Consider the following 23,285-nt stretch of genomic DNA (forward strand, 5'->3'; position numbering starts at 1 on the left):
ATCTATTCAAAAGCTTATGCGAGCAAGAACCGGAAGAAAAAAGATTGTTAATCTAATCTACCGCTCATCTATTTCTGAACTATTTCAGAATGGGAGTTAGCACCTTGTTGATTCAGGTTGCTAAGACGTCGCAGGGCCCTTCCCTCGGTCTTTCTCGATAAGCAAGTACAAATGTAAGTTCTATAATTTAATTATATCCATATTTTTAAAAATTGTTTACCAATGAACACAATTCAGCAATGAATAGAAGAAATAACATCTTAATCAATAATATAATTGGATAGCTACCTAGATTTTCTACGGTCTTATCCCAACCGAAAAATGCAGGTATGGATTTGCCATATATTTATACATAGCTGTATCCAATAATCTAAATCTGCTCAATGGCGCCTCGTAACCTCCATGGACTCCAAAAACCAAATTAATCCCTCTTTCAGAGCTAAAGGGAACTGAGTACATCATGTAAATTTCAGGCTTGAGCATCATTCCAGATTTCCTGAGATAACCATCATAATCTGGTTCTTCAAAAAGCATTGGAAAGTCTGGTTTTGAATTGTCTATAAGTGAGTATCGTAGATTAGCATAACCGAGACCGGCAACTCCACCAAATTCGAGGTTTTTTCTTTCAAAAAGCTTTCGACCAAGATTACCATAAAGTCTAATACTATTTAGCGTGTGAGAAACATTTTCTTTTGCCGAACCTTTCAAAGCGACATTGTATATGTCAGCACCATATAGCCACCCTTTACTTTCACCCAATACTTTTACTCCCCAATTATTTGGTCTGTCTTCAAAGGGTTCAAATCCATTTTCTTCCAAAAGTGTATTGAATTCATCAGGACTTGTGAAATGCAATCCGCTGATCAAGTGAATACCAAGAGAAGCATCTTTATAAAAAAAGTTATGATCAGGAAGTGAAATCCCAACTCCAGCTCTGATGAAAGCACCGCTCTGTGCATTGTCAAACTGTATTCCATTTAACTCCCAAGAATTTTCAAAAGGACTAAAAGCATAACCGAATTTGGTCATGATTTCGAGAACTTCTTCACGGCCGGGAATCTCTAGATCAAAAGAAGCTTGAAATCCGATCTCCGTTAACAAACCAGTAAAATACCGACTCCCTTTATGAATATTTCCGTCTCGTAGCACAAATCCATGTGCGGGACTTTCCAAAAATTGATTGACTGTTTGAGCTGGATTTTCTCGTAGCATTTGAAAATTCAAAAATCCTGAGCCAACTGACATGTAATGAATAAATTGAAAATTACCTTCTTCCGTCAAGGAATATCCTACATTGAGTAATACACGTGTGGTTCTATAATCTAAGTCATAACCATTAAAAGTTGACTTTAAGCCCGAGTTTTGGTACAATTCAAAACCTAAAACAAAATCATTGTAGCGAGTTTGATAACCCAAACCCAAATTGGAATAACCTTTTCTCATCGGAGTCAGCCCTTTATTTGCCAACATTTCATTGAACAAGCGCATATTAGCTCCAGTTCTGCCGTAAGTCGCATAAATAGTAGATCTATTTGCTTTGTTGCTTTGAGCAAAAGAAAAACTAGAAGAAAAAACAAGAAATAGAAGAAGAGCGATTCTCATAGATAAGTTTTGTGCTGTAAAATTAATTGAAATAACCCAAGTAAAAACGATCAATTATCATTTAAACTTGGATGTATTTTATAATTTTCGCATAAAGATTGTCAGGGTTGAATGGTTTGGGAATATAATCATTCATACCCACGGCATCAAGTTGATCTCTGACTTCTAGCAAGGAAGATGCCGTCAATGCAATTATCGGAAGTGATCGGATTTTTTCATCCTCGTGCGCTCGGATATACGCTCCTACCTCGTATCCATCTTTTTCAGGCATTTGGAGATCTAGAAGGATAAGATTGAATTCTTGCTTTTCAAGTGCCTCAATGGCTTCGTTGCCATCATTGGCCATCACGACTTCTTTGACACCCCACTTATTTAAAAATTTCTTGATCATAATCTGATTGACCAAGTTATCCTCAGCTACCAAAATAGATGCATGAGAAAGATTCTTCTGTGTGTTCACATAATTCTCCTTACTCTCAATTGTAGCTATTTCTGGTTTATCAAATTCAATTTCAAAGCTAAATATTGTCCCTCCATTAGAAGTTCTATTTACAGCAATCGTCCCACCAAATAATTCTACTAATCGCTTTACAATCGCTAATCCTAAACCTGTCCCACCATATTTTCTAGTGGTATCGGTGCTTGCTTGCGTAAAGGCTTCAAAAATAGTTACAATTTTATCATCTGGTATTCCAATCCCACTATCCTCAAATTCGAAACGTATTTTTACAGAGTCCTTTTTTTCGTAAACTTTCTTTAAATAAATCTTGACAAAACCTCGTTCTGTGAATTTTATAGCATTAGAAATTAGATTATTAGCAACTTGCGCCAATCTCACAGGATCGCCTGTCATGATTTTGGGCAACTCACTATCTAGCTCAAAACTAACATCCAACTTTTTCTCTCTTGCTTGATACGTATATGAATGAATAATTCTGTTGAAGAGCACATCAATATCAAAAGCTACTTTTTCTAATTCGATCTTTCCAGAATCAATTTTATTATAGTCTAATATATCATTGATCAATCCAAGAAGATTCTCCGCAGAAAACTGTAAAGTCTTGAGATTCTCTAATTGGTCTGGGCGAGGCTCATCTTCTATTAACAAATGCGCCATTCCTATCACCGCATTCATCGGAGTTCTAATCTCATGACTCATGATGGATAAAAATTGTGACTTAATAGTTGACGCTTGTTCTGCTCGTTCCTTCGCATAGAAGAGCTCTCGCTGCGCTTCTTTTAGCTTGGTAATATCTCTAGCAATCCCTGTATAATGACGTACATTGCCCAGTTCGTCCCTGATCAATCGACCGTTAGAACTGAATACCTTATACAATCCATTTTTGTGTCTGAGACGATATTCTAAATATTGATGATTCTCGAAAACCTCGGATACAGTCTGATTCAGCATTTCTGCAAAAACTAACATATCATCTGGATGTAAAAAATCAGTTAATTTTCTTGAGGTAACTTCTTGATGCTCGTAACCTAAAAACTGCTTGACATTAGGCGAGACATAAGTCAAATTCAAATCCAAAGAAATCGAAAAGATGATTTCTGTTGATTCTTCTACTAATGTTCTATACTTTTCTTCATTTGCCCTAAGGTTTTCTTTCGCTTCAAATTCTTCATTGATATCCCTTACGATTCCAAGTGCATATTCTACTTCACCTTCATATATAATGGGTCTTACAGTCATCTCGTAAACCCTCTTTCTGTAAATTAGAATCTTTTGAACAAACTCCTTATTTTGAAGCGATCTGATGACAGCTGGTTTAATTTCATGCAAATTATACCTATGAATCTCCTCAAGCGTTTTCCCCTCAAAGTCTGAAGAGGTCATGCCCCAATTAGCGAAATTGGTCCCCTCAGCAACGATATATTTTAGATTTTTGTCAATCAAAAATACATTTGTTAATGGAATATTTGCAGCCAAAACACGATAGCGCTTTTGTGAGCGGATCATTTCCTCCCTACTTAGCTTTTTCTCAGTTATGTCCTGCAAAATCCCTTCGTGAAGGGTAATCTCACCATTGATATCATAAACCTCTTGTGTTTTGTCTTCCACCCATCTGTATGTTCCATCAGATTTTCTTAGTCGATACTCTCCCGAAAATGCAGGAATACCTGATTTATTTTGTTTTTCATGATGGTAATTTAAAAGACTAGCCGCATCATCAGGATGCACAATATCCAAAATACTCTTTCCAGAGTTGATCAAAACATCCGCGTTGTACCCAAACTGCTTGATGTTGTCGGTGATATAAATAATTCTAAAATTATCATTTGGGTCTACCGTAAATAATACCGCAGAACTATTTTCTACAATCATCCGAGCTTTTTTGGCCAAAGCTTCCTGCTTGTACTGCTGAGAGAGATTTCTAATCAAAAATGAATATCCTAGTTTCTCTTCAATTTCATTAGAAAACACCTGAACTGACAATTCGTACGGCTCAATTTTCCCCCTTGATGTTTTGAGATGAATTTCTTCGCGGTATTCATCTCCCTCCTTTAAGTTTTCGATAACTTTATTGAGATCACTACTATCAGACAATTGGAATTCAAACAAATCAGAAATCTTCCCTTCATATTTTTCATCGAGCGATAATTGAACTTCGTTAGAAGCTGCCTTATTCATGTAAATTATCTTGAGATGATTATCCGTCACAAACACGGGATCGTTTACTTGAGCTAATATTTGGGACTGGAGCCTCAGATATTTTTCGGCATCTTTTTTATCAGTGATGTCAGTACAATAACCATAAATCTGAAAATTCGAAGTCCCTGAAATCGGTCTAACCTGAACACTATAACTGATGAATTTATTCTTATTAGATTCATTTAAACTGAATTCTCCAGAAATCGAGCTTCCTGAATTGATGGCTTTATTGACTTGCTCAAGTAATTCTCGTCTATCTTTCTTTTCAATCTTATGAAGGAGTTCTGAGATCGTAGCAGAAGATATAAATTCATCTAATCCAAAAATTTTATTTAATCCTTTGGAGAAAAACAGCACTTTCTTAGAGTTACTAAACCTCCATGAACCTGATTTTGCTAAAATCTCAGTTGAAGCCAATAGATTCTCATTTCTCTCAAGTCTATTCTTGATAGATCGATTGATGAATGTACCTGCATAAACATCACCAAGCTGGCCAAGAACATATTCATCCTTTTCATGCCACTCCCGGTTCTCACCTACAGCATCCAAACCAAAAAAACCTATCAATCTATTCTCAGAAAAAATTGGAATTAAAATTACCGAAACAATACCCTGTTGGAGATAAATATCTCTTTCATAAGCATACTCAGGATCCATTTTGGATACATCTGGAATAATGAAAATCTTTCCTTTTTTCAAAAAAGAGATGGTCAATAAATCATCAGTAATGGGTATATTTTTTAAATCTTCTATCTGTGGATCTATCCCTTCGGCAGTCCATTCATAAGCATATTCGATTTCACTTTTATATTCATGTAATAAAAATATATAGGCACGATCAGCTTTTTCGAATTCCCCTAACATTTTCAAAGATTGATTGAATACATAATCAATCTGATCTACTGAAGCATTCACGAATTTCTTGGAAATTCTATTGATTAGTTTTTCGAGTTCGTACCGTTTTTGAAGTGATTTTTCGGCCTTTTTATAATCCGTAATATCTCTAGCGGAAAACAGGACCCCTCCAATCTGAGGATCATCTATTAAATTTCTTGCATAACTTTCAATGTAAATATTCTTCTTTCCTGGTAGGCAAACAATAAAGTCCAAGTTTACCTCTTCTTTTGTTTTCAAAATATCTTGAAAACTACCTTCCTGAATCTTAATTATGCCTTCTTTAGCAAAATCTAAGTAACTTTTACCAATTATTTTTTGAGGATCAACACCAAGTTTGTCTATAATCGATGAACTTAAAAATTTGTAGATACCATTTTTGTCAAGAATGGCAACCATATCATGACTATATCTCAAAATGCTTTTAATTAAATTTAGATCTCTATCAGACTCGCGACCTAACTCATAATGATGCGTCAATCCTTTAGGGTTTGTATGTAATCTTCCTTGCGCTACAAAAATTCTTTCTTGGTAACTTGATGGAAGATTAGTGAACTTCCATTGAAAACTTATAATTCCCCCCTGATTATTTTGAAGGGATTTGATATATTCCATTTTCGGTAATTCACCTTTATCAAAAAAATCGTTAATTTCTACCTGAATTTGAGAATCATCAAAAATCAATCTCCAATCATCAGGTTGTTCAATAAAATTCTCTCTGTAATATTTATTAAAATAAATGACCTCTTCCTGATTGAATACTAAAAGAGGTTCATTGATTTCATCAAAAAAATTAGAAATATCATATTTAGTGAATAGACTCATTTTCGATTTTATATTCTTATCTTAAATTAGAGGATAACATTAGCTCTCGCATCTAAAACTACAACAAATTCTTTTAAATCATATTTGCAACTAAAATTAAAATAATGTCACATAAAACAAAAAGTTTGTTATTCATATTCTTTCTGTTCTGGAACCTATCCATAGCACAGAAAAGTGATCTAATTCAACTGACAGATTTGACTCATATAGTCAGTACTTCTTCTCATCAAATCCTCCCTGATGGAAAAAAAGTAGTCTTTGTCAAAAACTTTGTTGAAGACAAAGGAAAAGATCAATACGATTATAAAAGTCAAGTATGGATCAGTGATCTTAAAAGTCCTTTCGAAAGCCGAGCGCTTACTTCAAGTGAATACAATGTCTCTTCTATAGCTTTATCACCTGATGGCTCGAAGATAGCTTTTGTAAGACCTAAAGATGGTAAAGCTCAAATCTGGGTTCTCCCGCTAAGCGGAGGAGAAAGTCAAGTACTTACCAACGAAAAAAACGGTGCTAGCAATCCTCAATGGTCTCCTGATGGAAAGAAAATTTTATTTTCCTCAACTTTTCCAATTTGGGCAATTGATGGAAGGCCAGAATGGAAGCATCAAAGACCTGGAAGAGAATATGGTGATGAACCTAACTACAAAGCCATCAATGCAGGTATTGGAATGGAGGAAGTTAAACCAAATCCGGATGGAAATCTTGAAGAACTTCGTGCCTGGCTAGCAAAAAATGCTTCTAAAGGTGATCCAAGAGTAATAGACCGATTGAACTTCCTTGGTGAAAAGGACCTAAGTCCCGATTTATATTTTTCGCATCTAGGTATTTATGACTTAGAAAGCCAGGAGTCAGAGATGATAACTCAAGGTTTCCAAAGTTATTTTGGAGCAACTTGGGCACCTAATGCTGATTATATTTTGGCTTCATCATTGAAAAACGAAGAGCACCCTGACTTAACTTCTCATGCTGAAATTTGGAAAATTGATTTGAAAACAAAAGCGTCAGGTGTATTTTTTAAATTAGAAAATCACAGAGTAGGCAACCCGATTTTTTCCCCTGATGGAAAATGGATTCTTATCAATGGACAGAACATTGAAGAGCCAAGTTACAATCAAAGCATGATTGGCTTGATCAAACCAGATGGAACTGGTTTCAAATGGCTCACCGAATCTCTAGATCGAAGTATTTCTAGCGGTCATTGGACGGCAGACTGTCAGTCTATTTACTTTACAGGTGGAAATGAAGGAGGAACTTCCCTTTGGAAGGTAAATATCAATAATGCGAAAATTGACCCAATCATAACAGGTCCCGTAGGTGTTGGCAATCTTCATATTGTTGGTCAGAAAATGGTCTACAGTCTAATCAAGATCGAAAACCCATCAGAATTTTATGTTGCAGATTTAGCCAATAAAAACCCACAACAAGTCAGTAAATTCAATGAAAGTTGGCTAGTAGGAAAGAAGATTTCTAAACCTGTAGCCCATCAAATTGAGACGCCGGATGGATTCAAAGTGGATTACTGGGTGATGGAACCTGTCAATAAAAAGGAGGGCGTAAAATATCCGACTGTATTGCAAATGCATGGTGGGCCTTCTGCGATGTGGGGACCTGGCGAAGGGTCGATGTGGCATGAATTCCAAGTGATGACTGCCATGGGCTACGGTGTAGTATATGCCAATCCAAGAGGAAGTGGAGGTTATGGAAAAGTATTTCAGAAAGGTAATTATAGAGATTGGGGAGATGGCCCATCAGCTGATGTACTTGGCTCGCTAGACGATGCTGCTAAAAAATACAACTGGATTGATAAAGACCAATATTTCTTAACGGGCGGATCTTATGCTGGATACTTGACTGCATGGATAGTAAGTCATGATCATAGATTTAAAGCTGCCTTTTCACAAAGAGGAGTTTATGAATTGACTTTCTTCTTAGGAGAAGGAAATGCTTGGAGGCTAGTTCCTAATCATTTTGGCTATCCTTGGGAAGATGGAGTAAAGGAAATCATGGACTATAATAGTCCTCAAACTTATGTTCAGAATATCAAAACTCCCTTGCTGATCAAGCATGGTGATGTCGATTACCGAACAGGTGTAAGGCAGTCCGAACTTTTATATAAAAGCTTAAAAATATTGGGCAGACCAGTAGAATATGTAAGATATCCAGACGAAGGTCACGAAATGTCACGATCAGGTGCAGTACATAGAAGAATAGATAGAATTGGAAGAATCGTAGAATTTTTCGAACGATATGTCACACATCCATAAAACCAAATAAAAGAAAAAGATGAAACAAAAGATGATTTATGCCTTTGTAGCATTCCTGTTGATATTCAACAGCTACGCACAAGAAGAGAAGGCTCCAAAACCAATGGATTGGAAAGATATTCCATCTTGGAAATCTATCTCTACTAATAGTGTAAATATCTCTCCTGATGGGAAATGGATGGCTTATGCCATGCTACAAGTCGAGGGTGACGGAGAATTGATCATAAAGAAAACTGATGATCCTAGTTATAAGAAAACTTACAAAGTTGGCTCGTCTAATTTTGTAAGTATGGCTTTTTCTCAAGATAGTAAATGGATTGCTTTCAAAGAATATCCAACAGAGAAAGAGAAAAAAGCAAACTTAAAGGCTAAAAAACCCCTCTCAGAAAAAGTGATTTTATTGAACTTAGCTGATGATAAAAAGACAGAGTTTGATAAAGTGTCTAACTTTTCTTTCAATGGAGAAATGTCAAGTCACCTTGCCTTGAACCTTACCAAAGAAGGAACAAATGGAGATGCAAAAGGATCAGATTTACTCTTGGTAAAACTTTCAACCGGAGTAAAACAAAACATGGGTAATGTACTTGAATTTTCTTTTAATAAATCAGGTACTCACCTCGCTTATACTGTAGATGCAGCAAATCAATCTGGAAACGGAATTTATTTGATGAATGTCAATAACGGAACTACTCAGGTTTTAGATAGCGACGCCGCTTCTTACAAGTCTATCAACTGGACTGAAAAAGGTGATGCTTTTGCTTTATTAAAATTAGTCAAAGACAAAAAATACAAGCAAGACCAAGGGAAATTAATTGGTGTTAAAAATTTAACTAGCCCTCAAGTGACGCTCTATGACCCTTTGAAAGACTCGGTCAATTTCGCAAAAGCTTACACCATTAGCCCAAACAGAAGACCTCAATGGTCTGAGGATTTGAGCGAATTATTCTATGGTATTCATCCATTAGTTCTTGCAAAAAAAGAAGATGAAAAAAGCAGCAAAAAAGTAAATGAAGATTCTGTGAAAAAAGCTGAAGAAGAGAAACTTGCTAAAATCATGGCGGACACATCCATCAAGTCAATTTCAGATCTTCAGAAAGCTATTGCAAAGGCAGATAGCACCAAGTCAAAACCAAGTTCTTCAAACGATGATCTGACTAAACCTGACATGACTATTTGGCATTGGCAAGATGCAAGGTTGCAGTCCAGACAACAGGTACTTGAGAATCAAGATAAAAACTACAGCTTCTGGGCCATGTATGATATCAAATCCTCCAAACATACTGCTCTTCAAGATAGCAGCATGAAAGAACTCACTTTGATGCCAAAAGAGAAATACGCTTTAGGTGCTGATTTATCTGCTTATGAGTTGGATATAAACTTAGATGGACAGAATTATAGAGATATTTATTTGGTAGACCTATCTACTGGAGATAAGAAAATGTTGTTCGAAAAATTCTATCTCCCATCCTATTCTTCTTTCCCAAGATCTTCGCCTGATGGCACTAAAATGATGTATGGTTTTGATGGTCACTATTACATATACGACCTAGCAAAGGGAACAAAAACTAACATTACAGAATCACTTCCAACAACTTTTGTGGATGTTGAGGATGATCATAATGTAACCAAACCCCTCCATGGAAGCCTTGGGTGGAGTCATGATAGCAATTATGTTTTGCTTAGAGATGGTTGGGATATTTGGCAAGTACCACTAAACCCAAAAGAAAAAGCCATCAACTTAACTAAGAATGGTAAATCAGAGAAAATTCGTTACCAGTCAAGATTCGTGTTGGATGATGAAGAAAAAGGTTATGACTGGAAAAAAACTCAGTATTTCAGAACCTATGGAGAAAAATCAAAGAAAAGCGGTATTGTAAAAATCGATCCTAGTAAATCAGGACTTCAAGCAGGTGTAAAAACACTGATTTGGGAAGATGCAAATATCAATAGGTTCTCAAAAGCTAAATCTGCTGATGTCTTTTACTTCACTAAAGAAAACTTCAACAAGCCAACTGAATTTTTCTTGACCGATTCTCAGATTAGCAAGCAGACTCAAATAACAGAAAACACACCAGATGCAGGGAAATATCTTTGGTCTTCGGGAGCAAAATTAATTGATTATATTTCTGATAAAGGTGATTCGCTACAAGGTGCATTATTCTTACCAGCCAATTATCAGGAAGGTAAAAAATATCCAACGATCATATATTATTACGAGAAACTTTCTCAGACCCTACATAATTACAATGCTCCTGGATTTAGTGGAACTGGCTGGAATCCTAATATTTATACAAGTAATGGTTATGCAGTATTTATCCCAGACATTGTTTACACCATGGATGATCCAGGAATGTCAGCTGTATGGTGCGTGCTTCCGGGTGTGAAAGAAGCAATTAAATCAGGAGTAATTGATGAAAGCCGAATGGGACTTCATGGTCACTCTTGGGGTGGATACCAAACATCCTTCTTAATTACTCAAACAGACATGTTCAAGGCAGCAGCGGCAGGTGCACCATTGACGAATATGATCTCGATGTATGATTTGATTTATTGGAATTCAGGTGGTGGTAACATGTCTATTTTCGAAGCTTCTCAAGGCCGATTCAAAGGTGCACCTTGGGAAAACTGGGAGTCATATCAGCGAAACTCACCGGTTTACCATGTGAAAAATGTGAAAACTCCTTTACTAATGCTACATAATGATAAAGATGGAGCAGTAGATTTTACACAAGGCATTGAATATTACAATGCGCTTAGAAGATTGAAAAAACCTGTGATTATGGTTCAATACCAAGGAGAAAATCATGGATTGTCAAAACTTGAGAATCGAAAGGACTATAGTGTCAGAATGATGGAATTCTTTGATCATCATCTCAAGGAAAAAGATGCTCCAGATTGGATTGCCTCAGGTGTTGACAAACTCAAATTAGAGGAGCATTTGGAGACGAGAGTATTTGGTAACAACTAAATAATTGAGGTATTTTTATAATTAAAAATATTATATATATAATTATTCATATTCAATTCAACAAAAAATACCTATATGTAGGTATTTTTTGTTGAATTTTTTTTCTCCATATTTGAAGTACTTTATAGAGTTCATCTATTAGGTGTTTAAGTTTTATGTGGGATCTTATCCAACAAACAAAAAAGTCTCCGTCATTGACAGAGACTTTTTTTTATCCTCCTAAAAAATTATTGTAAAGTTAGCTTTTGCATTTAAGTCAGTTTCTCATTGTACCAACTTTGATAGATAATTCTACCTTTGTCTATTGAAGATATCGATATAAAATGAAGAATAAAGATTTAAGAATTATCTACATGGGAACTCCTGAGTTTGCGGTTCCTTCTTTGGAAATATTAGTTGAAAATGGTTGGAATGTTGTGGCTGTTGTGACAGCTCCTGACAAACCCAAAGGAAGAGGTCAAAAAATGATCCCTTCTCCAGTTAAAGAATCAGCAGTTAAACTAAACATCCCCGTTCTTCAACCGACAAATCTCAAATCTCCTGAATTTTTAGAAGAACTTGCAAGTTTCAGTGCTGATATTCAAGTGGTAGTGGCATTTAGGATGTTACCTGAAGCTGTTTGGAATATGCCTCCACAAGGGACATTCAATCTTCATGCATCACTCCTTCCTAACTATCGAGGAGCAGCCCCGATCAATTGGGCCATCATCAATGGTGAAAAAGAAACTGGCGTGACGACATTTTTTCTAAAGCATGAAATAGATACGGGAAGCATTATTTTTCAAGAAAAGGAAGAAATTCTTGAAGATGACAATATTGGAACCTTGTACGAGAAACTGATGAAAAGAGGATCCAAGCTAGTTCTCAAAACGATCGAAGCTATTGCAAAAGGCTCTATCAAAGCACTTCCTCAGGATGAAAGTCAAGCTAAGCATCATGCTCCTAAAATTTTCAAAGAAACATGTCAAATTGATTGGAATAAGTCCGCCACTGAAATCCATAATATGGTTCGGGGTTTATCTCCCTACCCTGCTGCATGGACTACTTTAAATGAAAAAACCTGTAAAATTTATAAAACTGAATTAAGAGACAGCAATTCCCTGAATCTTAAGTCAGGAGACTTTCTGACAGATGGAAAGACCCATCTAACATTCCAATGCGGAGAGGGAGTTTTAGACATTATTGAACTACAGTTGGAAGGGAAGAAAAGAATGAAAATCGATGACTTCCTGAGAGGCAATAAGTTAGACTAAAAATAATTATTAAAAAACTTGACAGTTGTCTTAAAATTTACGACATTTATCCTATAAGCGAATAATGTTATGGGAATTGTCAATGATTTTGTAGCGAGTTATGGATTTTCAGGAGATAGATTATCCTTACGGATGGCAAAGACCAGTCGCAACGGCCTATCCTATCATGACTTTTCTAAAATAGTGGAAGAGAGTCCTGTCCCCGAAGATAGCTGGGCTGACCTGCTGCACATATCAGACAGGACTCTTCAACGGTACAAAAAAGATCAAAAATCATTTGAATCCATCCATAGCGAGCGAATATTAAAGCTTGGACTTTTATTCAAATTTGGCGAAGAGGTTTTCGGTGATTTTCAGCTTTTCAAATCATGGCTTTTTGAGAGTAGTATTCCACTAGGTTCACAGAGCCCATATTCATTATTAGATACTACTTTCGGGATGGAGTTGGTTCGTGATGAGCTTGGGAGGATACAGCATGGTATTTTTGCATGATTGTTTTCCGAATTACGAGAGAAGCTTATGCCAATGATCTAAGTGGTCAAGGCTCTATGCTATATGGGGGCAGGTGGAATACCAAAGGGAAGGCTGCTCTTTACACTGCTGGATCTGTTGCACTAGCAATGCTAGAAGTAGCAGTTCATATCAACCCCAACAATGCCCCAAAAGATTTTAAATTAATTAGAATTCAAGTCCCCCCTATTCTCATCCAAAAAGTCAATGTTGATGAACTCAACCCAGGATGGAGAGAATCACCTCCATCTCAATTTACACAAGACATCGGTGATGCATTTTTGATGAAAAAGAGCCATTTTATCTTAGAAGTCCCTTCTGTTGTAGTGCACTCCGAATGCAATTATATCATCAATCCTTCTCATTATGCATTTGAAAATGTGAAAATCATTTCAATAGAACCAATCAGTTTTGACTCAAGGCTTTTCCCTTGAATAATAATAGATTACGATTATTTTTTTTATTTTATACTCAGTAAATACTATCTTTATTTTGTTATTTAAAAGCTATTTGTTATGAATAAATTGATAAAATTTTTCGTTTACATTTTTATAATTTCATTTTCTCTAGAATCACAGGCACAACTGGGAAATAGGCTCAAGCAGGCAGCTTCTCGAGGACTGGGAAATGCATTGGAAAAAAGAGTGGAGAAAGAAGCTGAGAAAATCGCACAAAGGCAGTTAGAGAAAGCTTTTGAAAACATCTATGGTTCAGATTTGCCTACAGGAGGTGGGTTTGATATGGGAAAAATCCTGAGCGGGATTTCAATGGATGTAGAAACAGCTTCTCAATATAATTTTCAAGGGTACTCCACTATGCTTATCAATAGTACTGATGAAAAAGGCAAAGTTCAAGAACCTTTTGAAATGAAAACGTTCATTGATCAAGGTGGGAAAACTGTAGCAATGGAATTTGAGAATCGCGACAAAAATAAAATGGATAAAACGATTCTTATTTATGATTTGGAAAGGAATGCTTCGATTTTCCTGTTAGACTCTGATGGAGAAAAAAGCAGTATAGCTTATGGTTATGATTTCACCAAAATGGCCGAAAGTGTGAATCTTGAAGATTGGGAAGAAGAGATGGGAAAAGATGATTTTGAATTGAGAAAAACAGGAAATACGAAAACAATACATGGTTATGTTTGTGAGGAATATATTGCTGATTCTGAGGATGGAATAGCTACTTATTGGATTACAAAAGATCCTATCAAAGGCAGTGCTGCTTTTTGGGGCGACAGTAACCCTCTAATCAACCCCTCTAATCACCAAGCTAAATCAATGGCTAATATTCCAAATGGCCATATGATGGAAATGTACTTTGAGAGCAAAATCGATCAGTCAAAATCTGAAATCAAAATCACTGAAATCAACGAATCTTCAGAAATCACTTTTGACATGGAAGCATATCCAAACATCTTAAAATCAAACCAATAATCTACATTAAATATGGGCTTTTGCCATGTGAAGGATGAAGAAGATTATACCATTTTCTGAATTCTTTGTACACTTTATTCATTTTGGTTTTTTGACTTGAAATTCCTTGGTATCTTGTAAGCTAAACTTACAAAGAGAGCATTGAAAATATCTTTAATCGTTGCCAAGGCGCACAACAATGTCATTGGAAAAGACAATCAGTTGATATGGAGACTTCAGTCTGATCTGAAGCTATTCAAGAAAACAACAACTGGACATCATATCATCATGGGAAGAAAAACCTATGAATCCATGGGTAAACCCCTCCCTAATAGAACTTCAATTGTCATCACCCGCAATAAGAACTTTGAAATACCTGAAGGACATCATGTCGTTCATTCTTTAGAAGAAGCAATCAGACTTTGTATAAGCAAAAACCTTGACCAAGTTTATATTATTGGTGGTGCTCAAATATATACTGAATCTATCCCGATGTGTGATGAAATGCTGATCACCGAAGTGGATGCAAATCCAGAAGGAGATGCTTTCTTTCCTGAATTCAATTCTTTGGAATGGAAGAAAGAGCAAAGTGAGCAATTTTCAAAAGATGAAAATAATGAATTCAACTTTGAATTTGTCACTTACAAAAGAGTTAAATCATGAAAAAAAATGTCGTCTGGATCACTGGAGCATCTTCGGGAATTGGTGAAGCATTAGTATATGAATTCACAAAGGCTGATTATAAAGTAATAATTTCTTCTAGGAAAAGAGAGGCTTTAGAAAGTGTAAGATTGAAAACAAAAAATCCAGAAGATGTTTTCGTATTGCCATTAGATTTGGAACAAAGTGGAAGTTTCGATGCTACTGTTGAAAAAGCCATATCAGCTTTTGGTCAAATAGATTTACTGATCAATAACGGTGGAATCAGCCAAAGATCACTTGCAGCAGATACAAGCTTAGATGTGGATCGTAAAATAATGGAAATCAATTATTTTGGAACCATCGCATTAAGTAAAGCACTACTACCCCATTTTATTTCTCGTAAAAAAGGCCACTTTGGAGTAGTCAGTAGTCTGGTCGGGAAATTCGGGTCTCCATATCGTTCTTCTTATGCAGGTGCAAAACACGCACTTCATGGCTTTTTTGATTCTCTTCGTGCAGAGAATTTCAAAGAGAATATTAAGGTAACAATGATCTGCCCAGGCTTTATAAAAACAAACGTCTCTATCAACGCATTGACGGGAGACGGAACTCCATTGAACGAAATGGATGATGCTCAAAACAAAGGAATGTCAACTGAATCTTGCGCAAAAGCCATTAGAAATGGAATTGAGAGCAACAAGGAAGAAATACTAATTGGTGGAAAAGAGACCTATGCTGTATATTTAAAAAGATTCTTCCCTAGCCTATTCTCCAAATTGATTCGAAAAGCGAAAGTGAGATAAATGGATCTTCTTAAACAATCTGTTCAAGTATCTATTTAATTCATTGAATGACAAAAATTGACCTCATAAATGACCAACTATAAAGAAATAAAAGCAGAGATATTGGCTATCGGGGATGAATTGCTCTATGGTCAGATTATCGACACCAATAGTCATTGGATTAGTCAGGAATTAGACAAAATCGGAGTAAGAGTAGTGAGACGAACTACCGTTGGAGACAACAAAGCTTCAATGATGGCAGCATTTGCAGAGGCAGAAAAACGTGCTGATATCGTCTTGATGACAGGCGGTCTTGGCCCCACAAACGATGACTTGACCAAACCGCTTTTAGCAGAATATTTCAATTGTGACATCAAGCTAGTACCAGAAGCACTGGAAGCTGTAAGGACTTTCTTTGAAAAAAGAGGAAGGGAATTAACCGATTTAAACAGACTTCAAGCTCACCTTCCAACCAAATGCACGTACATACCAAATGAAGTAGGAACTGCTCCTGGAATGTGGTTTGAAGAAAACGAGACTGTATGGATGTCCATGCCAGGCGTTCCACACGAGATGAAGAAACTGATGACAGATTTCGTCCTTCCAAAAATCAAGGAAATATTCCCTTTGCCCATTATTTATCATAAAGTAATCAAAACTGTAGGAATTGGTGAGAGTTGGCTAGCAGATTTGATTAGAGATTGGGAAAATAATTTACCTAAAAATATCAAACTAGCTTATTTACCATCTTTAGGACAGGTAAAGTTAAGACTTACCGCCTTTGGAGATGACTATGATGAACTTCAGGCTGCTGTAGAAACTCAAATTGATTTGGTGAAGCCATACATTGAAAAATATATTTTTGGCTACAATAAAGAAACTCTGGAAGAGTCTATCGGCAGACTTTTGAAACAAGCTGACAAAAAAGTAGCTTTAGCCGAAAGCTGTTCCGGTGGATACATTTCTCATTTGATTACCAGCATTCCGGGAAGTAGTAAATATTTCCAAGGTGCCTTAGTTCCGTATCACAACGAATTCAAGAATAGTGTTTTAAATGTAGATCAAGACACTTTGAAAAGCTATGGGGCTGTCAGTGAACAGACAATCATTCAAATGTCAGAAAATGTCAGAAAAATGTTTGGTGCAGATTTTGGCCTAGCAAGTAGTGGGATTGCAGGCCCTGAGGGTGGATGGGCCGAAAAACCAGTTGGTACAGTTTGGATAGCTTGTGCAATGGAAGGAAAAACAATTACCAAAAAACTCCAGCTTACCCAAGATCGCATGCTCAATATCCAATTGACAGCTGTAGCGGCGCTCAATATGCTGAGATTGTGCATTAGTGGAAAAACAGAATAAAAATTTTATTAAATGATTTTGTAATACCTAAAATAAAATTTAATTTTAAAAGTTAGAAATAAACCCAATTAAATAAAAGAACATGGCAACTGTAGAAATGATAATGCCCAAAATGGGTGAAAGCATTATAGAGGGAACCATCCTAACTTGGCTTAAAAAAGAAGGTGATACAATAGAGCAAGATGAATCTGTTCTAGAAGTTGCTACAGATAAAGTTGATACGGAAGTTCCCGCTACCCACGGTGGGGTATTGAAGCAAATTTTAGTAAAAGAGGGCGATGTCGTTGCTGTAGGTGCACCGATAGCAATCATTGAAACTGATGGAGATGTTTCTAATGGAGAAAGTCCTAAAGCTGTGAAAGAAGATTCTTCTCCAAAAGAAGCATTAATTGCGGCTGCTCCAGCTCACACTGCTGCAATTGTATCAGAAGCTTCAAATAATGACTCTTCTGTAGGAGATGATAGATTTTATTCCCCGCTTGTACAGAGCATTGCTAAAGAAGAAAATATCTCAAAATCTGAATTGGCATCCATTTCTGGAACTGGCAAAGAAGGTAGAGTTACAAAAAATGATATTTTAGGATATATCAAAAACAGAGGACAGAAAACATCTGCTGCACCTGTTCCCGCTCTTAAGCCATCCGCAAGTGCGCCAATGCCTAAGGCTGAGGTTAGTATTTCTGCAAGTGATGAAATTATCGAAATGGATCGAATGCGTAAGATGATTGCGCAGAGAATGTTAGATTCTAAAAGAATTTCTCCTCATGTGACGTCCTTCGTTGAAGCAGATGTAACCAATATAGTTCTATGGAGAAACAAGGTGAAAGATGCTTATAAGAAAAAAGAAGGTGAGGCATTAACCTTCACTCCATTTTTTGTTCATGCTGTTGCCAGAGCGATCAAGGATTTTCCAATGATCAATATTTCTGTTGACGGAGATAAGATTATTAAGAAAAAAGACATCAATATTGGTATTGCTGTTGCATTGCCAAGTGGAAATCTGATCGTTCCAAATATCAAAAACGCAGATCAGTTTAACCTAACTGGATTATCTAAAAAAGTAAATGATTTGGCTCTAAGAGCTAGAAACAATAAGCTTTCACCAGACGAACTAGGAGGAGGAACCTATACAATTTCGAATGTAGGTTCATTTGGTAACGTGATGGGAACTCCGATCATTATGCAACCACAAGTTGCAATTCTTGCTGTAGGAGCCATAACCAAAAAACCTGCTGTCGTAGAAACTCCAACAGGAGATGTAATTGCTATAAGACATAAAATGTTCCTTTCACATTCTTACGATCATCGTGTCGTAGATGGCTCATTAGGAGGAATGTTTGTAAAAAGAGTAGCAGATTACCTGGAAGAATTCAATTTAGATACTGAGTTATAAAAATTAAAAAGGAGGTCAATTGACCTCCTTTTTAATTTTACTTTCAAAATACTTTTTGATTATAAGGGCTATATCTTTTACCTGCACTGGCTTTGCGATATAGGAATCCATACCAGTCGCAATTGCTTCATTGATGTCATCTTGAAAAGCATTTGCTGACAACCCGACAATTGGAATATTTCTTTTAGTTTCTAAACCTTTGATGATTTTTGTAGCTTCCAATCCATTCATTTTTGGCATCTGAATATCCATAAAAATCAAGTCAAAATCTCTGTCTTTTACAAAGTTCACTGCTTCAAGTCCATTGTTTGCAATCGTAACTTCATAACCCAATTCTTTCATCAACATTTTCATAAATTTCAAATTGGTCTCATTATCTTCAACCAATAAAATAGACATTGGATAAGATTTGGCCATTTGTTCCCATATAAAATCCTCCTCCTCAATAGAACTTGAGCTATCTAAAACATGCTCTTCCTCTGTCCAAACTTTCCCAAAAATATTAAATGAAAATGTAGATCCCTTGCCCTCTTTACTCTCAATTTTCAACTCACCCCCCATTAATTCTATGAGTTTGTTCGATATTGCTAGACCTAAACCTGTACCTCTATATTCTCTAGTAGCGCTTCCATCTACCTGAACAAAAGGTTCTATTAAAGAATCAATTTTATCTTTAGGAATCCCTATTCCTGAATCAGTAATTGAGAAATGTAAAATAACATTGCTTTCTAAAAATGCCTCTCCAAACATTTGTATTGATATTTCTCCATCTCTTGGAGTGAACTTGATTGCATTTCCAATTAAATTAAATAAAATCTGTCCTAACTTCTCTTTGTCAAGCTCAATATACTCTGGCATTAAAGGCCCAAATTGGTATTTGAGCTTAATGTTTTTTTCTTGAATCAAAGCAGTAAAAATTTTTAAAATCTTCTCTACTTCTTTTTTGAAATGAAATACCGAACCTTCAAGCTTCATCATGCCCGATTCAATTTTAGAATAATCCAAAATATCATTAATAATTCCTGAAAGAGACTGCCCAGAATCTTTTATGACTTGCAAAAATTCTTTTTGATTTTTACTTAACTCGGTTTTTTCCATCAATCCTATGATCCCAAGAAGCCCGTTCATAGGAGTTCGGATTTCATGGCTCATATTTGCGAGAAATTCAGACTTTGCCCGATTAGAAAGCTCTGCAGATTCCATTGCTTCTTGGAGACCCTTTTCCCAAAGCTTTTGGCCCGTGATATCTCTTGCTATAGAAATCATCCTTTCCTCATCCAATTTAAAAAGTCTAGTTTCATAGATTTTTTTTCCAGACCTAGAAATAGCTTCAAACTCAATTGTTTCGAGCTTTCCAGTTTTCCTAGCTTTTTCAAAACCTTCCATGATCTTATGATTCAATGGTTCCGGAAGAATTTCCATAATCGTTTTACCCATGGAATCTTGTGCCGAACTAATCAGCAAAGAATCATCTTGTACAAAATAATCTAAAAAAACACCTTCATTACTATATATAAAAATGATGTCGGGTAGACTTTTAAGTACAGAAACCAATCTATTATTACTCTTCAATAACTCTTGCTCCGACAAATAGCGATCATTACAATCAGTACAAATCCCTACATTTCCAGTAAATTGTCCCTGATCATCAAAAAATAATTTTTCAAAAACTCTAACTCTCAACCATTCACCGTTTTTATGTAAAAAGTCAAACTCAATAGAAAAGTTATCTAAACGCTTTTCTATAGAATCAGTAATTACACTATTGAGCCTATTTAAATCCTCCTTAGAAATATATTTATGAAAACTTGTTCTAAAACCATCCGCTTCATACCCTAAGACATCCTTGACCTCAGAACTTACACTAGTCATTTTTCTCTGAGAATCTTGAAAATAGATAAATCCTTTGGATTCCTGAAGTAGCAAGCTTTGTTGTTTGAATAGGCCCTTGATCTTTTCAGAATTCTCTTTTAATATTTCATTAGAAATCCTCGCATTTTTTATAAATCGATATAATATCAAAATTACCAATAGCAGTAAAAACATTAATCCAATCAAAAGATAAAAGTAGGTACTATAAATGCCCGCTGTAGCTATCCGCTTATCTTGAATGAAAACAACAGATAAGGTGTCCTCCAGTGGATATAAATTGAAAGGATATTGAAAAATAATGGCTTCAAATTGTTTACCTTCAATTTCATTGATCAAAAAACCTTGATAACCACCTCTAAGACCATTCTTCACATCTTTGTCTAATTTTTCAGATGTAGATGGTAGGATTTTATACCCTGGCCTGGGGAGATATTCATATAAACCAAAAAGCTCACCATTTCTATACAATAGCTTTTCACTTGACAATCCTAAATAGTAATTTCCTAATTCATCACCCAGAAATCTATCCAAATTAAAAATACCAATGATTTCAACTCCTTTTGATGGATTTTCAAATTTGATTTTACTAGACCTGCTTTCAAGTATAAAATCTTCAGAGTCTAAAATTGACTTATTGAAATTATTCTTTTCATCAAAATGAAAGGATACTGTTTTGTTTGGAAAAGAAACAATTAGGGTATCCAATATATTCCTATGGTTATTGAAAATCCTTCTCGCACGCATTTCAAAAGCTAATTCTTCATTCCCGCCTCTTTCATAGGTCCACGGTTCGAGATTATTCACGAAAAAGATTAAATCTTCGTAGGTTGTCTCAAACTTATTTTGAATTTCCTTTGCCGCAAGTTCTACCTGTTTATTAAGAAACTGCTCTCTCGCATCCAACTGATTGTCTGTTAGCGCATTAAAAAAATTGAATGCTAAAAAGAAAATTAGCATCACCACAACAACACCAGTTGCTACAAACCAACGATATGCGGTGCTATAACTTTTTGAAAATCTTGAATCAAACTCTATCATTTAATTGCCACATCTAGGATCAACCAATTCAACCTTTTCATATCATAGGATTTAACTTCATAAATTTCTAATCCTTCTTCAAGATCATAGTTAGTTCCTCCTGCTAGCATCAAATGGGATATCATTTTCCTAACTTCTCTGCTCTTACTCTTGAATAAATTATATTCTTCAGGTCGAAAACTATCTAGTGTAATTGTCTGTAAATAAGTGTGATTTTTAAGAGGTGGCAAAGAAAGTGCTTCTATTGCTTTTGGCTTACCTGCGACCACAGTCCCCGTTTGATCGATAATCACCAATTGACGACTTGTCTTTGCTAAGTAATTTTCAAGTATTGAGTTTATCGAAATATCAAAAGCCAAAACCATCTTTAATTGATCTTCAAAATATATTGGATTCAATAGAGATAAAACCCAACCCTTTCCTACTGGATCTATATAAATTTCATCTACCCATACTAAATCTCTGTTTGGGTTATTCTTTTCGTCTGCCTTATAGTAAAAATTAAAAGATGTAACATCCAAGTCAGGATCTAACATGGTTCGAGCGTCATAAGGAGGATAAAGTCTATTCAGCTGTATTGCACTATTAAAATAAACTTGAGTGATGACATCATTATCCTTCAAAACTTTCTTAAAAACATCATCAAGTGGATTGGTCAAATAAATCATTTCCTCCACAGCCTCTTTATCCAATCCAGTTGTAGGGATATACAGCGTACTTTTCTTTGGATCAGCATTAGGTGCTGCATTGGCAAAAGTACCCTCAATTTTATATTTTAACCTATCAGCATTTTTTAAAACATCCTCTTTGTTTGAAAAAAGATCTAAAATCGTTGTCTCAATTTTCTCTATTTCTTGTTCTAAAAGCTCAAAATCGTACTCAATTAGGGAAATAAAGGTTTGAATTTCCATAGGCATCTCGGAAGACAACTTCTCTTCTTTTGAGCCACAGGAAAATGTAAAAATCAGAATAAAAAGAGGTAGGAAACCAAATCGCTTCATATTTCTCTAGGAGTTTTCCTAAAGCTAAAGATTTTCAAGCTGTTTTTGAAGACTTTGACCCATTTCTTTGAATCTAATATTCACGGCATCCCAAAATTCCCCCTCACAGAATACATCTAAGTCAGCTTCTTCTAAGATATCCATTTCAGGAACTTTGAAAGTTTGTTCCATTGGACCTAATTCGAATTTGATTAAGTACTTATTGTTCCATGAAAAGATTGATATTCTGATATCCTCTTTTACAAACTCTTTTACAACTCTCATTAGGGTCTTATCACTTCAGCACTAAATGTAATTTCTGATTTTAAAGAAGAGGCTACAGAACAATATTTTTCTACTGATAATGCAACGACTTTCTTAAACTCTTCCTCCGTAGCATCTGGAGAAACTAAGACAAATCTCAGATGAATCGATTTGTAAAATGCTGGAATCCCATCATTTCTATCACCTTCGGCTTCTACATAAAAATCGACAATAGTTTTTCGCTTTTTCTTCATCATCCCTACTGCATCCACAGATCCGCAACCTGCTAAAGCTGATAACAAAAGATCCATAGGTGACTGAGCCTTTTTGTTAGGAGCATCATACATATCTATCTCTACTACATTTCCCTGCTGATTGACAGCCTCATATTCGTAATCCGCTTTCATTCGGACAGTTACGTTTCTTTTGCTCATGGTTTTTGAATTGAAATTTTTAAATTAGTTGGAAGGTTTGAAAGCTTAAAGATTTGGCATATAGATAGATTATCCCCTTATCAATAATTCTGAGTTCTGCATTCACCATTTTTTAAATTTAAAATGAAGAACTC

At 35.7% G+C, this 23,285-nt stretch carries 16 protein-coding genes and 1 riboswitch; of the genes, 10 read left to right on the top strand and 6 right to left on the bottom strand.

Going from position 1 to position 23,285, the window contains the following annotated elements; translation table 11 throughout:
- Positions 1-61: 61 nt before the first annotated feature.
- Positions 62-164: riboswitch (SAM riboswitch) on the bottom strand.
- Between the two features lie 133 nt (positions 165-297).
- Complete coding sequence (locus IEV57_RS09270; RefSeq protein ID WP_188441984.1) at positions 298-1,602, bottom strand: hypothetical protein; 1,305 nt, start codon at positions 1,600-1,602, stop codon at positions 298-300.
- Between the two features lie 61 nt (positions 1,603-1,663).
- Positions 1,664-5,980, bottom strand: coding sequence for a PAS domain S-box protein (locus IEV57_RS09275; RefSeq protein WP_188441986.1), 4,317 nt, complete (start codon positions 5,978-5,980; stop codon positions 1,664-1,666).
- A gap of 104 nt (positions 5,981-6,084) precedes the next feature.
- Between IEV57_RS09275 and IEV57_RS09280 the strand changes: the two genes are divergently transcribed.
- The 10 genes from IEV57_RS09280 to IEV57_RS09325 all read left to right on the top strand — a co-directional run bounded on the left by IEV57_RS09280 (position 6,085) and on the right by IEV57_RS09325 (position 18,563).
- Positions 6,085-8,244 (top strand): S9 family peptidase, encoded by a 2,160-nt coding sequence (locus IEV57_RS09280; protein ID WP_188441988.1) that lies wholly within the window; start codon positions 6,085-6,087, stop codon positions 8,242-8,244.
- Between the two features lie 19 nt (positions 8,245-8,263).
- The gene (locus IEV57_RS09285; RefSeq protein WP_188441990.1) at positions 8,264-11,212 is read left to right on the top strand and encodes a S9 family peptidase; all 2,949 of its coding nucleotides are present in this window, start codon (positions 8,264-8,266) and stop codon (positions 11,210-11,212) included.
- A 323-nt stretch (positions 11,213-11,535) separates the two neighbouring features.
- Positions 11,536-12,465, top strand: a complete 930-nt coding sequence (gene fmt, locus IEV57_RS09290; protein ID WP_229744290.1) for a methionyl-tRNA formyltransferase — start codon at positions 11,536-11,538, stop codon at positions 12,463-12,465.
- A gap of 69 nt (positions 12,466-12,534) precedes the next feature.
- Complete coding sequence (locus IEV57_RS09295; protein WP_188441992.1) at positions 12,535-12,957, top strand: Xre family toxin-antitoxin system antitoxin; 423 nt, start codon at positions 12,535-12,537, stop codon at positions 12,955-12,957.
- Positions 12,954-13,409 (top strand): RES family NAD+ phosphorylase, encoded by a 456-nt coding sequence (locus IEV57_RS09300; protein WP_188441994.1) that lies wholly within the window; start codon positions 12,954-12,956, stop codon positions 13,407-13,409. Before IEV57_RS09295 ends, IEV57_RS09300 begins: the two co-directional genes overlap by 4 nt.
- Positions 13,410-13,490: 81 nt before the next feature.
- Entirely contained in the window at positions 13,491-14,411 is a 921-nt protein-coding gene (locus tag IEV57_RS09305) for a DUF4412 domain-containing protein (protein ID WP_188441996.1), read from the top strand.
- A gap of 141 nt (positions 14,412-14,552) precedes the next feature.
- Positions 14,553-15,053: a dihydrofolate reductase gene (locus IEV57_RS09310; RefSeq protein ID WP_188441998.1), complete on the top strand. Its 501-nt coding sequence runs from the start codon at positions 14,553-14,555 to the stop codon at positions 15,051-15,053.
- Positions 15,050-15,835 carry an SDR family oxidoreductase gene (locus tag IEV57_RS09315; RefSeq protein WP_188442000.1) on the top strand — a complete coding sequence of 262 codons (786 nt, stop codon included), beginning with the start codon at positions 15,050-15,052 and terminating at the stop codon, positions 15,833-15,835. The genes IEV57_RS09310 and IEV57_RS09315 overlap by 4 nt, the downstream gene beginning before the upstream one ends.
- 69 nt (positions 15,836-15,904) lie before the next feature.
- Complete coding sequence (locus IEV57_RS09320) at positions 15,905-17,170, top strand: competence/damage-inducible protein A (RefSeq protein WP_188442002.1); 1,266 nt, start codon at positions 15,905-15,907, stop codon at positions 17,168-17,170.
- Positions 17,171-17,252: 82 nt separating this feature from the next.
- Positions 17,253-18,563: a dihydrolipoamide acetyltransferase family protein gene (locus tag IEV57_RS09325; RefSeq protein WP_188442003.1), complete on the top strand. Its 1,311-nt coding sequence runs from the start codon at positions 17,253-17,255 to the stop codon at positions 18,561-18,563.
- Positions 18,564-18,578: 15 nt separating this feature from the next.
- Here the strand turns inward: IEV57_RS09325 and IEV57_RS09330 are convergent, their stop codons facing one another.
- The 4 genes from IEV57_RS09330 to IEV57_RS09345 are packed head-to-tail and all read right to left on the bottom strand — an operon-like array spanning position 18,579 to position 23,151.
- Positions 18,579-21,473 carry a hybrid sensor histidine kinase/response regulator gene (locus tag IEV57_RS09330; protein ID WP_188442005.1) on the bottom strand — a complete coding sequence of 965 codons (2,895 nt, stop codon included), beginning with the start codon at positions 21,471-21,473 and terminating at the stop codon, positions 18,579-18,581.
- Positions 21,470-22,474, bottom strand: a complete 1,005-nt coding sequence (locus IEV57_RS09335) for a PDC sensor domain-containing protein (protein WP_188442007.1) — start codon at positions 22,472-22,474, stop codon at positions 21,470-21,472. Before IEV57_RS09335 ends, IEV57_RS09330 begins: the two co-directional genes overlap by 4 nt.
- A gap of 24 nt (positions 22,475-22,498) precedes the next feature.
- Positions 22,499-22,738: a hypothetical protein gene (locus IEV57_RS09340; protein ID WP_188442009.1), complete on the bottom strand. Its 240-nt coding sequence runs from the start codon at positions 22,736-22,738 to the stop codon at positions 22,499-22,501.
- The gene (locus IEV57_RS09345; protein WP_188442011.1) at positions 22,738-23,151 is read right to left on the bottom strand and encodes an OsmC family protein; all 414 of its coding nucleotides are present in this window, start codon (positions 23,149-23,151) and stop codon (positions 22,738-22,740) included. The genes IEV57_RS09340 and IEV57_RS09345 overlap by 1 nt, the downstream gene beginning before the upstream one ends.
- Positions 23,152-23,285 lie beyond the last annotated feature (134 nt).

This window comes from Belliella aquatica, assembly GCF_014637795.1.
Taxonomy (GTDB): Bacteria; Bacteroidota; Bacteroidia; order Cytophagales; family Cyclobacteriaceae; genus Belliella; species Belliella aquatica.

Coding starts and splice junctions, on each gene's coding strand:
- IEV57_RS09270 (WP_188441984.1), bottom strand. CDS start 1,602: ATGAGAATCGCTCTTCTTCTATTTCTTGTTTTTTCTTCTAGTTTTTCT.
- IEV57_RS09275 (WP_188441986.1), bottom strand. CDS start 5,980: ATGAGTCTATTCACTAAATATGATATTTCTAATTTTTTTGATGAAATC.
- IEV57_RS09280 (WP_188441988.1), top strand. CDS start 6,085: ATGTCACATAAAACAAAAAGTTTGTTATTCATATTCTTTCTGTTCTGG.
- IEV57_RS09285 (WP_188441990.1), top strand. CDS start 8,264: ATGAAACAAAAGATGATTTATGCCTTTGTAGCATTCCTGTTGATATTC.
- fmt (WP_229744290.1), top strand. CDS start 11,536: ATGAAGAATAAAGATTTAAGAATTATCTACATGGGAACTCCTGAGTTT.
- IEV57_RS09295 (WP_188441992.1), top strand. CDS start 12,535: ATGGGAATTGTCAATGATTTTGTAGCGAGTTATGGATTTTCAGGAGAT.
- IEV57_RS09300 (WP_188441994.1), top strand. CDS start 12,954: ATGATTGTTTTCCGAATTACGAGAGAAGCTTATGCCAATGATCTAAGT.
- IEV57_RS09305 (WP_188441996.1), top strand. CDS start 13,491: ATGAATAAATTGATAAAATTTTTCGTTTACATTTTTATAATTTCATTT.
- IEV57_RS09315 (WP_188442000.1), top strand. CDS start 15,050: ATGAAAAAAAATGTCGTCTGGATCACTGGAGCATCTTCGGGAATTGGT.
- IEV57_RS09320 (WP_188442002.1), top strand. CDS start 15,905: ATGACCAACTATAAAGAAATAAAAGCAGAGATATTGGCTATCGGGGAT.
- IEV57_RS09325 (WP_188442003.1), top strand. CDS start 17,253: ATGGCAACTGTAGAAATGATAATGCCCAAAATGGGTGAAAGCATTATA.
- IEV57_RS09330 (WP_188442005.1), bottom strand. CDS start 21,473: ATGATAGAGTTTGATTCAAGATTTTCAAAAAGTTATAGCACCGCATAT.
- IEV57_RS09335 (WP_188442007.1), bottom strand. CDS start 22,474: ATGAAGCGATTTGGTTTCCTACCTCTTTTTATTCTGATTTTTACATTT.
- IEV57_RS09340 (WP_188442009.1), bottom strand. CDS start 22,738: ATGAGAGTTGTAAAAGAGTTTGTAAAAGAGGATATCAGAATATCAATC.
- IEV57_RS09345 (WP_188442011.1), bottom strand. CDS start 23,151: ATGAGCAAAAGAAACGTAACTGTCCGAATGAAAGCGGATTACGAATAT.